Genomic DNA, 18,132 nt, shown 5'->3' on the forward strand with positions numbered 1-18,132 from the left:
TCGGCATGGCGCTGCAGTCGTATCTGGAAGTTATCGGTCCCGGCGGGGACGTCCGATTCATTGATATCGCGCAAAAGCGCGGCATCGTGAACGTCGGTCGCCACGCGGACAACGATATCGTGATTGACCGGCCAGGCGTCGCATCCTTTCATGCGGTGATCGACGGTCGACAGACGCCGTTTCAGATCATGCTGCTCGCGCCCGAAGGCGTCCTGTCCGTGCGCGGCGAGATGCTCACGACAGGCGCGGCGCGCGCACTGAACACCTGGGACGCGTGCGAAATCGGCGGCTACACTATCATGGTGTGCGAGGGCGAAGCCGGCGCACTGCCGGTTGTCGCTCCCCCCGCGCGCGGGTCGGCGGCCGCGGCCAGGGCGGCCAAGGCGCCGAGAGCGGCTGCGCCGGTTGCGCCCGCGGCAGCCGCCGCTGCGGCCAGCCAGGCACTTCCACCCGCCGCTACCGGGCTGGCTGGCGCGCTCGGCAAGCTGGGCATCGGCAAATCGGCTGGCGCTGGCGAGACCGACGCCGCGGGCGGTTCCCTGATGCCTACGCCGGTGCCGCCCGCGACAGTCGCGCCGCTGCCATCGCTGCCGGCCGACCGCAAAGACGACAGCCTGCTGCTCGAGATCGGGACGCGCGAGTGGACGATCGACGTGGAGCAGACGATCGAGATTCCGCTGACCGTGGTCAACGGCGGCAACATCGTGGCGCAGTTCGACATCAGTGTCCAGGGCATCGAGCCGGCCTGGGTGGAGATCATCCCGCCGAGCGTGAACCTGAACGAGCGGCAGCGGGCCGAAGTCACGGTGCGCATTACGCCGCCGCGGCTGCCCACCAGCCGTGCCGGCAAGCACTTCTTCAGCATCTCGGTCCGCTCGCCCAACTACCCCGATCGCGCAGCCGTGGCCGGCGCAACGTTCACGATAAATAAATTCTACGGTTTCGATGTGGGCGAACTGTCGCCGCGCCAGCAGAGCATCTCGTACCATAAGCACGTTGGTGAGGTCAAACTCACCATGATCAACCGTGGCAACAGCGAGATGGGTATTCGACTGATCGGCGAAGACCTCGAGCACGGTTTGCATTTCGAATTCAGCACGCCGACCCACACCGCCAGCCTGGCTCGACAGGCGGAATTTCGCCTGCCCAGCAACGCCCCGGTCGAAGTGCCGGTACGCATCACGCCGATACATCGCCGTATGGTCGCCCTGCGTAACCACACGTATCAGATGTCCGTCACCGCGACGCCGACCGAAGGTCAACTGACGCCGCGCGCCATCATCGGACAGGTCACGACCAGCCCGTTGTTCGGCAAGCTCTCGCTGCTGCTGATGACGGTTGCGATTCTGGCGCTGGTCGTGGCGATTTTCCGCCCATGGATCGACGACTTCAGTTCGGACCGGCTCACCGTGATCGCCAAGCAACCGGTGTTGCTGTCGTGGCGCGCGTCGCCGTTTGCCAACCTGCGAATAAAGACGGAAACCGGCACAACCGTGCTGCAATCCGCCAACGGTTCCACACAAGTCTTCCCGGAAAAAGATGGCACGACGTACGTACTCGAGGCCGATAACTTGCTGACGCGAATCAACGCACAGTGGTTCGGCGCATCGTCCAACCCGGTGACGATCAAGGTTGTGCCAGTCTTGCCGAAAGTCTCGTTTGCGCTCACGATGCCCGACGGCAAGCGCAACCTCGCGCCGTCCACGGCCACCATGACGATCATACGCGGCGAGTCGGTGACTCTGGCCTGGGAAATTCAGGATGCCGATGCAATCACGCTGTCATCGAACGGAGCCGGCGAGACGATTTCGAGCGGGGTTGACAAGCGGCAGTTGTCGCCCGAGCGCGATACGACATACATCCTCGTCGCCCGCAACAAGTATGGCGAGGAAACGCGCAACCTGGCCGTCAGCGTCAAAGAGCCGCCGACCGGCACGCCGACGCCGACGCCGACCATCGCGTCGCCGGTCATCGTGCGCTTCGACGTGGTGCCGCAGGTCATCACTGCCGGGCAGACGATCAAGCTCGATTGGGAGGTCTCCAACGCGAATGAGGTGGCAATCCAGGGTGTTGAAGGCGCTAACGTGTTCCCTGCTAAGGGCACGACCAATCAGACGCCATTGAAGGACACGTCGTACGTGCTGAAGGCCGTAAACGGGCCGAACGTGGCCGTTCTGCAGGTGGCCGTAGTTGTGCAGCCGGCGCCCACACCGACGACGACGCCGGTGCCGCCCAAGATCGAGCAGTTCCAGTTGACGCACACGGACGTGGTGCGCGGCAGCCCCGATGCCGCCGACCTGAAGCTAGTCTGGCTCGTAAGCGGACAGACCTCCAATATTTCGATCAGCGGACCGGACTTCCCGGTCGTAGGCAACCTGAGCACCTCGGGCCAATTGCCTGTGGTGGCGACCAAGTCGACGATCTTCGTGATCACGGCACAGAACGGCACGCTCGTCGCCAGCCAGAGCGTCACGCTCAACTTGATCGAACCGACGCCGACGCCGACGCCGCTGCCGCCGCCACCGCCGCTGCCGAGCATCACCTTCTTCCGGCTGGAGAGCGCCAGCGGCAGCACGACAGAGGTTATACCGCTGCCCAGCAGCGTGACGAATACCGTCAAGTATTCGGTCATTGCCGGCACCAATGTGAAGTTCTCGTGGGACGTGCAGAACTCGGCCAAGGTGACGTTTGTCGGCATCGGCGACCAGCCGCCGAACGGCAATTTACTGCTCAATATCCGGCAGCAACGCTCGCCGTACCAACTGCAGGCGTTCAACGCGGCCAATCAGTCGGTCAGCGTGTTTATCGACATCACAGTGCTGCCGCAGCCGGCGCCGGCGGCGCCCATCAACGTAACAGGCACCAATGGGCCGAATGGCGGACCGCCGCTGACCGTCCAATGGTCGTATGCCGGATCAGCAACGATTCTCGGCTTCCGGCTGTACCGGGCAACGGTGCCCAGCACCGCCTATTCACGGATCGTCGACGAAAACTCGTTGAAACCGACCATCTTCCAGTTCGCCGACCCGGTTCTGCCGGCGTGCGGGCGGTCATACTATGTCGTCGCCGTATACCAGGACATCCTGACCGGCGATATCAAGGAAACCGCACGCAGCGTGACAACCTGGTATAGCCGGGTCTGCCCGTAGCGATGACACCTATTACCGGCACCGGCGCGCAACCGCAGGCCAGGCGCCAGACCGGACACGATGACATGACAAGAAGCCACCGGCCCGTTTCGCGGGAGTTCAAAACATTCTTACTGATCGGCGTTTCGCTGTGCGCCGCGCTCTGGATGGCCGTCTTGATGGCCGGGAGCGGCGCGCAGGCCTCGCCGCTTGCCGCCACGACGCCGACGCCAAGCCCGGCGCCGACGGCAGGCACCGGCGGGCGACGCGGCAGCCAGGCGGCGGCCGACTCGCTCGACGTCGCCAAGACGATCAACACGGGTACCGGTGACAATTCATTCGTCTACGACGGCGGCGTGCTCACGTACACCATCGCCGTCACGAACACGACCGGCGGCACGATCACCAACATTCTGATTCTCGACCTGTTGCCGCCCGACACGCTCGACAAGTCCAGTATTGTCTGTCTCAGCGCCTGCGAGTACATCGTCGACACACAGGTTATCCCGCAGCCGATCGGCGGCACGATCGTCGTGACCGTCACGCGGCAGATCAGTTGGACCATCGATGCGCTCGGGCCAGGCAGCAGGGCCCAACGCTCGTTCGTCGGGCGGCTGGCCGGCCAGGCCGACGGCACGAGCTTTACGAATCGCGCCTTCGTGGCCTATCAGTCCGGTGGATTGCCCGGCAACGCCTCGGTACAGTTGGACACGACAGCGCGCGTCCGGCCGATCCAGACCGGACAGGCCAGTCTTTCCGCCGCTCCCACCTGGCTCAGCGGCGACCTGGGCGGCACGATCAATCAGGACTGGGGCGATTTTGACCGCGACGGCAACCTGGACATGGCGCTCGGCTCGTCCATCGGAACCACAGTCTATCGCAACGAGCAGGGCCGGCTGGCGCGCTTCTGGGGCAACAACCGGCAGACGTTCGGCGTCGTTTGGGGTGATTTCGCAGGCGACGGCTCGCTGCAACTCGTGTCCGTTGGCGACAGCACGGACGGCACGCCGACTTCGAGCGGGCTGAACTACATTTACAAGCGGTCGGGCAGCGCCTTCGTGCAGACGGGGGTGTTCACCAGCGAGTTCCAACTCGTGCGTGTGATCGCCGGCATATTCGGCGGCAACGGTAACCGCATTGACCTGATCGCCAGCACCAACACGCTGAATGCGTCGTGCCCGGTGCGTCTGTTCCGCAACGACGGCGCAGGCGGCTTTGTCTCGCCGGGTGAGTGCATCAGCGACTCACCGACCGCGGCGTTGAGCGCGGCCGACTTCGATAACGACGGCCATCTCGATCTGGTGCTCGGACGCTTCCCGAACTCGGTGGTGCTGCTGCCCAACGATGGCGCGGGTCATTTCAACGTGCGTCCCCCGGTCAAGGTGGACTCGAGCATCACGTTCCTGCCGTATGAGTTGAAGTGGGGTGACTACGACGGCGACGGCTATCTCGACCTGGCGGCCGCCTACCCGCTACAGCGCGAAGTGCGCATCTATCATAATGAGCACGGCAGCGGCTTTGCAGCCGCGCCGGTCATCAAGCGCACCAATACATTCCTGACCCCGCTGACCGTCGAATGGGGCGACTTTGACGGCGACGGGCGTCTCGAGCTCGCCGTCGGCGATTCGCCGCCGGTCGTGTACGACTACGAAAACGGCGCTTTCACGTCATTCATCCGAGTGCCCTCCGGGTTGCTCAACGGCCAGTTGTGGAGCATGCGCGCCGTGCAGGTGCGCACGGACAACAGCATCGATCTGGCTCTCACCAATCGTGACGGTCCGACCATGTTGTTTGACTCGTTCACGCCACGGCTTATGCCGGCGTTGTCCCCCATCGACGGCTTTTCAGCCGGCAGCGTGTCGCTGGGCGATGCCAACGGCGATGGCACGATCGATGTACTGTTGGGCGCGGGCAATCCGCCGGCCGTCGGCGCGCGCATCTACTACAACGCCAATGGCACGTTCAATCCGGCCAGTCGCATCGAACTGCTGCCGAGCGGTCTTGGTTCGCAGTCGGTCGCGCTCGGCGATATGAGCGGCGACGGCACGCTCGATGTCGCTGTCGGCACGCCGAACAATAACCAGGTCTATCTATCGGCCAGTGTGCTGCCGACGTGGACCACGGCCGCGCCGGGCGGCTCCAATCACATCGTGTCCTGGGGCGATGAGAACGGTGACGGCCTGCTTGATCTGGCCGTGGGCAGCACGCCGGGTCCGGTTGTGATCTATCGCAACATCAACGGGCGACTGGAGACCACACCGGTCTATACGACGCCGCAGTATTTCTCGAGCGTGCGGGCGATCGCCTGGGCCGATTTCGACCGCGATAATTATCTCGACCTTGCCGTGGCCTCGTACGGCGAGCCCGTGCGCATCTATCACAATAATCACGACAATACGTTCACACTGGCATGGACGTCTCCGCCGCTGTCCAACAACACGTCCGTCGCCTGGGCCGACTTCAACAAGGATGGGTTCCCCGATCTGGCGATTGCCGGATACGGCCAGCCCGTCGTCGTATTTGAGAATCGTTTTGGCTCGTTCAGCCAGACACCGTTGTGGCAATCGCCCGTCAGCCACAAGGCAACGAGTATCGCCTGGGGCGACTGGAATAATGACGGATATCCGGAGCTGGCCGTTGGCAACGACGGGCAGCCGGCGGTGGTATACGCCAACCTGAATAGCGGGTACGGCGAAGCGCGCCTGCTCAAGTTATGGCAGTCGAACGATGCGCCGCAGACTACCGGCGTCGCCTGGGGCGATATAAACGGTGACGGGCAGCTTGACCTCGTGATCAGCCAGAAGGCCGGCGGGCAGAACGGCATCTACTTCAATTCGACGGTATTGCCGTCGCATCTCACGGGCGCTTATACGCAGACGATGCCCTTGCCGTTCAACCCGTCCTACGTGTCGGTCAATCGTCCGGGGACGACCAAAGACGGCTACTTGTATTCCTCGTCGGAACAGTTGTCGGGCATGCTCGTGCCGACCGTCACGGTGAACTACCGCGTGTACGACCCGGGCGGCTGGCGCAGCGCGTCCCAGCCGACGGTGACGACCAACATCGTCAAGACGCTGTTTGAGTTCTCTATCGATGGCGGCAGCAATTGGCAGGCGGCTACCGCTGATCCCGCGTCGCCTACGCCGTTCACCCAGACGACCCGACTCGGGCAGAGCGGCACATTCATCTGGAATGCCGCCGCCGACCAGGCGATCAGTGACGATGCGCGTTTCCGAGTGCGCGTCGTTCACAGCGACCGGGTCGGTCCCCTGCAACGCTCGTCGAGCACCGCGATCAGCCCGCCGTTCCGCGTCATCGGCACCACCTGCCGCTGGCCGACTGATCCGTCGATTATCGCCGTGCCGCCGAATGGCCTGCCGGATATCGGATCGCCATGGCAGTTCGCCGGCACCGTGCAAGAAGGCAGCGGCGTGCTGACATACTACTGGGATTTTGGCGATGGCACGCCGATGCAGCTCGGGCAGTTCGCATCGCACACCTACGTTGTCACTGGCACCTATACGATTCGCATGCTGGTCGTCGGCGAGCCGTGCCCGGTGGCCCGCGATGCCGCCGCGCTGCTGACCGTCAGGCCGGGCGGTGGTGCGCCGATCTTTACGACGTACCTGCCGCTCATCCAGCGCGGCAGCGTTACCGCCGCGCCGAATACGGGGCCGGGCACGCCGGTTCCGCCTACGACGACGCCGACGCAGTCGCCCACCGGCACGCCAACAGCAGCCAGCACACCGTCAGCGACAGCCACGGCGACCGCTACGGCTTCGCGCACCGCCACGGCAACCGCCGCCGCGGCGCCATCGGCGACGTCAACGCCAACGGATACACCAACGCCAACGGCCACGCCGGCAGCATCCGCGACAGCCAGCGCTACGTCGGCGGCGACCGCGACGGCCAGCGCCACGTCGACGGTGGCCCCGGCACCATCGGCGACTTCAACGGCCACGCCGACGGGCACACCCGCTGCACGCGCCACCGTTGCCTCTGCCCCGCTGCCTCTCAAGTGGGTGGTTGACGCGCAGCCGGAACCGGCTGCGCGCAATTCACTGACAGCGCTTTTGGCGACTTACGCACGCGTGCCGGGCATCGCGACGGCCGCGCAGCGGCTGGCGGCCGCTCAGGGCGCGCCGCGCCCGCCGGCAGCAACCCAGCCGGTCGCGTGCACGACGACCCAGTTGACGTTCTCGACACTTGGTATCAATAACCAGCCGGTCGTGAACGCCACCGGAACGCGTGTGGCCTTCTGGTCCACGAACAATCTGACCGGCAACAACGCCGACGGCAATATCGAACTGTTTGTCGCCACGGTGAGTGGCAGTACGATCGCCTTCACGCAGGTCACGTCATCGACCGGCAGCATCCTGGGCGGCTTCAACCTGTCGCCCTCGATCAGCGCGGACGGCACGCGCGTGACGTTCTTCTCGGACCGCGACTTGAAGGCCGACGGCGAAAACGCCGACGGCAACTTCGAAATCTTCGTCGCGGCCATCGGGCCGAGCAGCGGTGTAACGCTGACTCAGGTCACGCACACCACCGGCAACCTCAATGTGCTGCCGGCCATCAGCGCCGACGGCCGTTACGTCGCGTTCATTTCGGATGCCGACCTCGCAGCCATCGGCAACACAACCGGCAACGCCGAGATCTTCCGCGCCGACCTCAATGCGTCGGGCGGACCGGCATTCATGCAGATCACGCAAACGCCGGTTGGCACGCAGAACGACCTGCCTTCGATTAACACCGACGGCACGCGCATCGCCTTTGTGTCCAATGGCAACCTCAGCGGCGGCAACGGCGATGGCAACCGCGAAATCTTTGTGGCCCAGATTGACGCCAGCCTGACGTTCCAGCAGGTCAGCAACACAGCCTCGGGCAGCAATGAAACACCGGGCATCAATGGCGACGGCTCGCTCGTGACCTATGAAGAGGGCGGCAATATCTTCCTCGCGACGGTCGGCAATCCAGTGCCGCAGCAACTGACGACGGACGGCGCCAACAGCCAGCCTTCTATCAGCGGCGACGGCACGCGCGTCACCTACGCCTCCGGCGGCGGACTAGCGATTGACGTTTACGACACGGTACTGGCAGGCGCCAGCCCTCTCGCGTCCACGCCCGGCGGCGGCGCTGCCCATCCGCTGATGAGCCTGGACGGCACACATACCGCTTACGTTTCCAACCGCAACATCTTCCTCGCCAACTGCCCGTACGGCGAACTATCGGTGCAGAAGTTCGCGCCGGCATCGATCCTCGCGGGCGGCAACGTCACCTACACGGTGGTCGTCAACAATGCGGGGCCATCGGTGTTCACGGGTGTCGTGTTGACCGACGTGATGCCGGCCTCAATCATCAGCATCACCGTCTCGCCCGATCAGATCGACGACGACAATACGGCGACCGGCTTTGGCGGCGGCACATTCCAGGGTACGCAATGGAACGCCGTCAACAACACGCTGGAACTCGGCAACGGGGCGTGGAACTTGCCCGACGGCGGCTCCAACACGGGCTGGACGAGCATGATCAGCAACGTGCTGCTGCTGCACCTGAACGAGACCGCCGGGGCTACAACATTCGCAGATACATCCGGTCACGGACACAGCGCGACATGCTCGGGCCTGAACTGCCCGATCGCTGGCGCCGCTGGTCAGATCGCGACCGCGCTGTCGCTGGACGGCGTTAATCAGTATGCCAGCATCCCGGACAGCGCCGACCTGAACTTCGCAGCCGACCAGGACTTCTCGATCATGCTGTGGGTGCGCATCCCGGCCAGCCAGCCGTACACGGCGAGCACCGAGAACAGCATCCTTGAAAAGTGGTCTACCAGCAGTGTGTCCGGCTTCCCGTACGTCGTCCGCTACCTTAACCAGACCAGCGGCAATGCCGGCAAGGTGCTGGTTGGCCGTTACGACGGCACGAACTTCCCGGGCATTTTCTCAACCCGCGTCGTCGGCGACAACCTCTGGCACCAGATCGGCTTCGTCAAGTCCGGCGGCTGGCTGTACCTGTACGTTGATGGCACGCTGGACAACGCCGTCTCCGATACGACCAGCGGTGCGACAGCCAACAACATCCCGCTGTACATCGGCCAGCGCGGCGGCGATACGAACCGCCTGCTGGGCACGCTCGACGAAGTATCGATGTTTAGGCGCGCACTCACCTCACAGGAGATCGCCACGATCTACGGGCGGCAGACGCTGGCCGGGTTCGGCCAGTTCGACTCACGCGTTATGACCGGCGCTTCGCTGCCCGTGCCGTGGCAGGCTCTCTCTTGGGTGCCGCTTCAGCCACAGGGCAAAGCGCTACCGGACTTCGGGCAGAATGAGTTTGGCTATCCGCGCGGCGGCGTGGCGATGACGAACACACGGCTGCTGCTGCATCTGAACGAGCTGGCGGGCGCAACATCGTTCGCCGATACGTCCGGAAACAGCGTTACCGGCAGTTGCGCCGGCGCCGCCTGCCCAACGGCCGGCGTTAGCGGGCGCTTCGGCACCGCCGCTACGTTTGATGGTGTGGCCAACTATATCAGCCTGGGCAACCCCGCGGTGCTGAACAACCCCGGCGCCATTAGCCTTGAAGCATGGGTCATGCCACAGGCGCTGGGCGGCACGCGCAACATCATTGCACACGGTTTCGCGACCTCCCCGTCCAATGCGGAAGTGTTCCTGCGTATCAATAACGGTTTCTACGAGGCTGGCGCCTGGGACGGCGCAAACCACATGGCGTCGTCGCCCATCCCGACCGGCGACGTGGGCCGTTGGGTGCATCTGATCGGCGTGTACGATGGCGCGTCGTGGCGACTGTATCGCAACGGTTCCGAAGCGGCAGTGACCGCGGACCCCATTGGCGCGCTGGCGGTCAACGGCAACTGGGCAGTCGGCGCGCGCGGCACGGGCGCCGAGCGATTCTTCGCCGGAACGATCGACGAAGTGGCGGTGCTGGCGCGGCCGTTGTCGGCCGCTGAAGTCGCCGACCACTATAACCGCGGAGCGCTGCGCGCCCGCTTGCAGGCCCGCTCGTGCGCCGACGCGCTGTGCGCGACCGGCGGCCCGTTCCTCGGCCCCGACGGCGACTCGGCCACCTATTTCAGCGAGCAGGACAACGCCACGCTGACGACGCCGGGCGCAGCATTGGCCGGCGTGGTGGACAACCCGTATTTCCAGTACCGGGTACTGCTGGAGTCGGATACGAATACCGCGGTGCCGGCCATCCGCGGCGTTCGCGCCGACCCGCAGCACTCGGGCTTCTCGGCGTCGCAGGGCACATGCAGCGGTCAGACGATCATCGTCTGCAATATCGGCAGCATGGCGCCGAGCACATCGGTAACCATTTCGATCATCGCTCAGGTGGACCCGATCGCACGCGGGAATCTCGTGAACACCGCGGCCGTGATCGGCAACGAATTTGATCGCGACCAGTTCAACAACAACGCGCTGCGCTCGACGTTCATCAACACGAGCGCCGACCTGGCGGTGACCAAGATCAGCGACCCGGCTCTCATTGTTCCGGGCCAGCCCCTGACCTACACGATCGTCGTCACGAATCTGGGCGGTCCGTCGATCGCCACAAACGTGACGCTGAATGACAAGTTGCCGGCGGGCATGTCGCTGACGGCGCTGCCGCCCGGTTGTACAGCCACCACGGGCGGTGTGTCCTGCGGCCTCGGCTCGATCTACCCATTCAGCCACACCACGACCGTGCTGCACGTGCAGGTCGCCCCGGGCGCGCGCGGCGTGCTGACGAACACGGCCTCGGCGTTCGGCGAGGATAGCGACCCGAACCTGGCGAACAACACGTTTGCGCTCAACTCGTTTGCGTTGCCGGTGGTCGATCTGCAACTCGGCAAGCTCGCGTCTGCCGATCCGGTCATGGCCGGCAACACACTGACGTACACGCTGATCCTGACCAACGGCGGACCGTCGCTGGCGACCAATCTGGTCGTCACGGACGCCTTGCCGGGCGGCCTGACGCCGACCGGCCTCCCGGCCGGGTGCGCCTTCAACAGTGGGTCTGTCAACTGCATGATTGCGTCGCTCGCGCCAAGTGTCACCACGTCGATCGCGCTTGTCGCGCCAGTCGATCCGGCAACGCCCGACCTAACCTCGTTTGTCAATGTGGCGACCGTCGCGTCGGACGAGCAGGACTCCAACCCGGCCAGCAATACGGTCACTCGCACCATCACGGTGCGGTCCATCATCGACCTGGCCGTGCAGACCGGCGTTTCCGCGCCGGTGGTTGCCGGTCTGCCGCTGACGTACACGGTCGTCGTCACCAACGGCGGCCCGTCGGCGGCCGGCAGCGTGCTGTTGACTGTCACGCTTCCGTCCGGCGCCGCTTTGGCAAACGCGACCGGCTGTGTGACCGCAGGCAGCAGGTTCGTATGCGATATGGGCCCGCTGGCGCCGCAGGGCAGCCTGACCCAGACGATCACGCTCGACGTGAACCCGAACACGCGCGGCGCGCTGACCAGCGTGGCCAGTGTGACCGGCGGCGGGCTGGAAAGCTCAAACACCAACAATTTCTATACCGCCACCGTCAACGTCAATGCGATAGCCGATCTGGCCATTGGCCAGGAGGCTTCGGCTACCACGGTCGTTGCTGGCACCCCGATCACGTACACGCTGTACGTGACCAACAGCGGCCCATCGCAGGCACAGGCGGTGGTCGTGACCGACACGCTGCCGGCCGTGCGCAATGTCACACCATCCGTGCCGTGCACGGTCGCCGGCGGTCTGGCCGTCTGCGCGCTGGCTCCGATCGATCCCGGCGCGGTCGTGTCGTTCACAGTTTCCGCCCAGGTGCTGCCGAGCGCGCGCAGCACGCTGGTCAATGCCGTGGCCGTGGCGAGCACCGAGCAGGATCCGGTGCTGGGCAACAACGGCGCAGTCGTCACATCAACGGTTGACACGCTTATCGACCTGGCACTGGCGAAGACCGCGTCGCCGGAACCCGCATTGGTCGGCGCCGCACTGACCCACACGCTGGTTGTGGCGAATGCCGGTCCGTCCATGGCTACCGGCATCGTGTTGACGGACTCGTTGCCCGCGCCGCTGACGTTCCGGGCGGCGGGCACAACCGCCGGTTGCGTCGTGAACGCGCCTGGCGATTTGGTGAACTGCGCGGTGAGCTCCATCGACGCCGGCGCCGCCTTCACACTGACGATCGTCAGCACGGTGGGCGCTGCTGCCGACGGCACCGTCATCACGAACACCGCGAGTGTCGCGGCAACCGAGCCGGAAGTGAGTACAACGAACAACCAGGCGTTTGCCGTCAGCACCATTCAGAACGTCGGCGACCTGGCTGTGACGAAGTCGGCTCCCGCAACGGTGGTGGCCGGCACGCCGCTGACATACACGATTAACATCACCAATCTCGGGCCGTCGCCCGTAGCGGGCGTGGTCATTACCGACCAACTGCCCGCCGGCGTCACGCTGCAAACGGCGACCGGCTGCACTTTGGCCGGGACACTGACGTGCGCCGTGGGGACGCTGGACCCGGGCGTCAACCCGACCGCGACTTATCTGGTCGTCGTGGCCACCGACAGCGCGACGGCCGCCGGCACCGCGCTGGTCAACACCGTCACAGGGGCCGGCGATCAGACGGATCCGATCCTCGCGAACAATAGTCGCACCGTGACGACGACGGTCGTGCTCTCCGCCGACCTGGTCATCTCGAAGGCCGGCCCAGGCGCGGCGACCGCCGGCACGCGCATCACCTACACGGTGGCGATCACGAACCACGGGCCGTCGCAGGCGACCGGCGTGGTCATTACCGACGCGCTCGACGCCAATCTGTCCAACATCGCTGCGCAGGCCGCCCAGGGCAGTTGCGGCGCCGCGCAGACCGTCATCTGCAACATCGGCACACTGGCCGTGGGCGCTACCACAGCGGTCACGATCGGCGCCGACATCAACCAAGCGGCCACCGGCACACTGGCGAACGCGGCCACCGTGGGATCCGCAGTCAGCGACCCCGTGACCGGCGACAATACGAGTGGCACCGTCAACACAGTCATCAACTCGTCGTCGGTGCTCTCGCTGACGAAGCTGTCCCAGACCAATCCCGTGATTGCCGGGACGCCGATCACCTACACGGTAATCGTCACCAACCACGGCCCGTCGCGCGCCCGCACCGTGCAGATGACCGACACGCTGCCGGCCGGCCTCACTTTTATCACGGCGACGAGCGCCAGCGCCGTTTGCACCGCCGCCACCGCCGGCGTGTCGGACCTGGTGTTCTGCAACTTCGGAACGCTGAATAACAACGCGAGCGCTACGGCGACCATCTACGCGATGGTGCCGTACACGGCCGCCAATGGCGCAGCCCTGAACAACCAGGCGACGGTGACGACGGGCAGCACGCCCGGATCGGTATCGACGTCCCTGAACACGAATGTTGTCCGTTTGGTGGATCTGGGTCTGATCATGTTCGACCGGCCGGATCCGGTGCTGGCTGGCGAAGCGTTGACATACACGATCCACATCACGAACAACGGGCCATCACTGGCGTCGGGTTTCGCCATCACGCAGACGGTCGCGCCGAACGTCACGATAGGCAGCTACCAACTTAGCGGCGCCACCGCAACATGCAACTCGGCAGGCGCGCAGACGCTGCACTGCGCCGGGTTCGCGCTGGCGCCCGGCGCGAGCGCGCAACTGGATGTTTTCACGCTCGTCTCGGCCAGCACGCCCAACTTACTGTCGCTGGGCAGCGTGGTGACTGTCACGACCAGCGAGTTGCCGTCGGCGCGCACCGACACGGCGGCCACGCTGGCCAGCGCCGTCAGCCCGGTCACCATCAGCAAGCAGGCCGCGCCATCGCCGGCGATCGCCGGCTCGGTGCTGACCTACACGATCCAGTTGGTGAACACGTCGGCCAGCCCGGCAACGAACGTGACCGTGCGCGACACACCACCCACGATCGGTACCTACGGTGTAGTCGCCACGGCAGGGATGGTCTGCAACAACCTGGCAGGCGCCTATACCTGCACCAGGGCCAGTCTGGCCGCCGGGGCGACGGCGGTTATTACACTTACCGCCAACGTCAGCGCGACCATCGCCGATGGCACGGTGGTGACCAACACCGCGTACCTGACGACGAGCGAAACGCTGCTCGGGACGAGCGACATGGTCGTGACGACCATCAACCGGCAGGTCGGCCTGCTGATCAGCAACTCCGCTGCGCCGGAACCAGTCGCGGGCGGCACGCTGCTGACGTACACGCTGAACGTGACGAACGCCGGCCCATCCCAGGCCACGAACGTCGTCATTAGCGATTCGCTCCCGTCCGTGGTCAGCTTCAGTTCGGCCGCCGGCTGCACGCAGCCGGGCGCGCTTGCCGTGCGATGCGTACTGGGCGATATGCTGCCCGGCGCATCGCTCGCCCGCACCATCGTCGTCACCGTCAGCCAGTCGGTGGTGTCGGGCACACTGCTGGTCAACACCGCCAGCGTGACCGCAACCGAGGACCTGAGCGGGGCGTCGCGTGACATCGTGACGTCAACCGCGTATGCGGAAGTCGCGCTGGCTGTTTCGAAGAGCGACCAGCCATCCACGGTGAACGCCGGGAACCCGCTAACCTATACGGTGCGAATCACGAATAGTGGTCCGTCGCGCGCCAACCAGGTAACACTGGTTGACACACTGGCGGCCAGCGTCACCGTGAGCGTGCCAGGTTGCTCTATCGCCAGCCAGGTCTTGCGGTGCGTGATTGGCGCTATCGACGGCCACAGCACAGCATCGTTTACGTACAGCGTGACGACGAACGCCGCGCTGGCTGACGGCGCGGTGTTGACCAATACGGCCCACATCACCGCGTCGGAGGATCTGATCGGCGTAACGGCGGTCATCACAACCAGCGTGGCGCGCAGCGTGGCGCTGGCCATCGGCAATGCCGCCCAGAAAGTTGGCTCGTTTAGCGCCGGCGACATCATCACTTACACGGTTCGCCTGACGAATACGGGGCCGTCGCTGGCCAGCGTCGTACAGGTGACCGACACACTGCCGGTCAGCGTCACCTTCGGCGCGCCAAGCCCGGCGGGCGCGTGCGCCCTGAATGCGCTGCAAATGCTGTGCGGTTACGCGACGCTCAATCCGTCTACGAGCACGTCGATCATCGTGACCGGCACGCTTCAGGCCGGCGCAGTCGGCCCGCTGGTTACGACCGCGACGGTGACGGCCAACGAAGCGCTGATCGGCGCCGGCGCTACCTACACGAACACGGTGAAATAGTGGCACAGCGGTCCATGCCTGAGGTTACAATCCGGGGCGGTGCGCTACGCGTGCTGCGCACGCTGTTATGCGCATGCGTGCTGATCGTTGCCATAAGCGCCTGCGACGCCGAGGCGCCGGCAGCAACGGCTGTGCCCGCTACGCAAGCGCCGACGGCGGTACTGCCGACCGTTACGCCAACGCCGGTACCACCGACCGCGAGCCCGACCGCTACGGCCACACAAACACCACTCCCGCCCACGCTCACCCCCACCGCGACGGCGTCCGTCACTCCGACAGCGATTCCGCCGACGGCAACGGTAACGCGCACGCCGGCGCCAACGCCACGATTCACGGTCCCGGCCGGGCGAAGCGGGCTGCTCATGCGCAACTTCGCCGACCGGGCGGCCAGCGTCAAAGTCGGCGCCCGCGCCTACAGCGTGCCGGCGCGCGGGGCCGCCGGCCCCGGGGAGTTGTTCGTCGCGCTCGAACCCGGCACGTATGGGTATTCGGCTGATGTGCCAGCCACCGGACGGTCCGGCGAGATTGTCCTGGTCGCCGATCGCGCGTACGTGCTCCTGCTGACGCCTTAGCCCGTCTGCTCTTCTCGACAAAAGCCAACCGCCGCGACCGAACATCGGTCACGGCGGTTGGCTTATCGTACTGAAGAGCGCTTACTTCTGCGAGAGCGCCTGCTCAATCGGCACGCCGTTCAACAGCGTGGTAACCGTCTTCACGGCGGGATTCTGCATCGCGGTGTACTTGATCTGAGCGATGACGCGCGGCGCATCGCAAGTGCCGTCAAGCTTCGTCGTGCCGATCAGCCGGACAGTGACCGCCGAACCAGCCAGCACAACGCTGTCCACGGATAGATTCGACTGCCAGAGCGCATTGTACAGTCCAGACTGGCCAATATTCTTGTCCTTGATCGACACAAGCTCTTTCTCCGCGGCCGTCAACAGGCCGCTGGACTGGGCAACTGTGCGATCGACGGCAACGATGCTGTCATCACAGCCGATCTTGGGGCCTGCCTTGCCCGCATCGCCAAGCGCGACCACGTAGACTTTGACGGTCATCGTCGGGCCGGATATGGCCTTCGTCGGGGTCGCCGTGGGCGGGACCGGTGTGGCTGTCGGTTGCGATACCACGCGGGTAGCCACTGGCGTCACCCCAACCGGGCCGGCGGTCGGCGCACGCGTTGCGCTGGTCGTGGGGCCAGCCGCCCCGGGCGTGGCGGCTGGCCGGCTCGCCGACGGTGTTCCAGCGGGTCCACCTGTGCCGGGAGTAGCCGGACGACTGGCCGATGGCGTGCCTGCGGGTGCAAGGGTTGCCCCGGAGGACGGTGCAGTCGTCAAACTACCCGGTACAGGCGTGAAACGTGAGACGGGCTCGCTGCCGGGGCGTTCGCAAGCAGCCAGCAGAAAAGCAACAAGCAAGAGAACAAACGCGCACGCCAACTGGCGGCGCCGATTGGGGGCGATACGGGGCTTCAACAGGTCCTCCTCATTGAGTCTGGTTGTCCGCTCGTGTCGATGCCATTTTAGTGGAGTTGGCGCGAAAATGCCAATTGCGCGGCAGGGCTACAGCAATTCTCATTTTGGCCTTGGGCGGGTACTTTCCATTGCCGGCTTGCTATGAACTGGCCCCCCTGGTGCTTGTCACGCATGGACGGCCGACTCCAAAATGAGAATTGCTGGCAGGGCTACAGATACCACTCGCCTTCGAAGACGGTAGTGGCCGGTCCGGCCATCATGACTTCGCCTGTGCCGTCCCAGCCGATGGACAGTGTGCCGCCGGGCAGGTGTACCGCGACCTGGTCTGCCACCGCGCCGCGCAGTCGCGCCGCCACCATGGAGGCGCAGGCGCCGGTGCCGCACGCCAGCGTAATGCCGACGCTGCGCTCCCAGACGCGCACACGGAGTTCGCTGCGGGACAGCACGTTGACAGCTTCAAAGTTCGTGCGGTTGGGAAACAGTGTGTGCCGCTCGATCTGCGGCCCAATCGATTCCATCGGGAAGTCCGCCAGCGGCGTATCGACCAGCGCCACGGCATGCGGGTTGCCCATATTGACGGACGCCAGCAACAGTTCGCGCGCCGGTGCGCCGACCGTCACGGCATGCCCGGTGAACTCGATGCGCGGCACGCCCATCGCCACATCCGCGCCGGTCACGACGCTGTTCTGAATATGCAGCCGCAGGCGCTTGATGCCGCCAAGCGTATCGACGCTCAGTTCCGGCTTGCGGACGATGCCGCGGTCGTAAACGTATTTGCCGATGCAGCGCACGCCGTTGCCGCACATTTCGGCCTCGAAGCCGTCGACGTTGAACAGCCGCATGGTGATATCGGCGCGCGGTGACGGCGCAACCAGCAGCAACTGGTCGGCGCCCACGCCGAAGTGGCGCTCGCACATGGCGCGCGCCAGCGCGGCCCAGTCGAGATCGCGCGGCGCGCGCGCGTCGACGACGATGAAATCGTTGCCCAGCCCGTGCATTTTGGTGAATGGGAGCGTGCTTGTCATAGAGCGGATTATACCCCGGCGAAGCACATCTGTCATGCCGCGCACTTCTGGCTCAGCAATTCCCATTTTGGCTTTGGACGGGTACTTTCCAATGCGGGCTTGCTATGAACTGGCCCCTTGGTGCTCATCACGCAAGCTGGCTCGCCAAGCAAGCGGCGTTGCCCTCCCCCCGACCCCCTCCCAACCTTGCTGAGAGGGGGCGAGATTCTAAGGGGAGGTGCGCGGCGGCTGCGCCGCCGCGCACCTCCCCGTTAGCTTTTCCCCTGCTCCC

The 18,132-nt window shown here is 65.1% G+C and carries 5 protein-coding genes; 3 read left to right on the forward strand and 2 right to left on the reverse strand.

Annotated features, from left to right (window positions below; genetic code table 11):
* Nucleotides 1-5: 5 nt before the first annotated feature.
* The 3 genes from HZB53_18015 (at nucleotide 6) to HZB53_18025 (ending at nucleotide 15,936) form a co-directional block, all read left to right on the forward strand.
* On the forward strand, nucleotides 6-3,149 hold the full coding sequence (locus HZB53_18015; protein MBI5879550.1) for an FHA domain-containing protein: 3,144 nt from the start codon (nucleotides 6-8) through the stop codon (nucleotides 3,147-3,149).
* A gap of 65 nt (nucleotides 3,150-3,214) precedes the next feature.
* The gene (locus HZB53_18020) at nucleotides 3,215-15,364 is read left to right on the forward strand and encodes a DUF11 domain-containing protein (protein ID MBI5879551.1); all 12,150 of its coding nucleotides are present in this window, start codon (nucleotides 3,215-3,217) and stop codon (nucleotides 15,362-15,364) included.
* 14 nt (nucleotides 15,365-15,378) lie between these two features.
* Entirely contained in the window at nucleotides 15,379-15,936 is a 558-nt protein-coding gene (locus HZB53_18025; GenBank protein MBI5879552.1) for a hypothetical protein, read from the forward strand.
* 81 nt (nucleotides 15,937-16,017) lie between these two features.
* Here the strand turns inward: HZB53_18025 and HZB53_18030 are convergent, their stop codons facing one another.
* Both HZB53_18030 and HZB53_18035 read right to left on the reverse strand, forming a co-directional pair.
* Nucleotides 16,018-16,503 (reverse strand): GerMN domain-containing protein, encoded by a 486-nt coding sequence (locus HZB53_18030; protein MBI5879553.1) that lies wholly within the window; start codon nucleotides 16,501-16,503, stop codon nucleotides 16,018-16,020.
* A 542-nt stretch (nucleotides 16,504-17,045) separates the two neighbouring features.
* A complete protein-coding gene (locus HZB53_18035; protein MBI5879554.1) occupies nucleotides 17,046-17,861 on the reverse strand; it encodes a diaminopimelate epimerase in 816 nt (271 codons plus the stop codon).
* Nucleotides 17,862-18,132 lie beyond the last annotated feature (271 nt).

The sequence above is a fragment of the Chloroflexota bacterium genome (genome assembly GCA_016235055.1).
Taxonomy (GTDB): Bacteria; Chloroflexota; Anaerolineae; order JACRMK01; family JACRMK01; genus JACRMK01.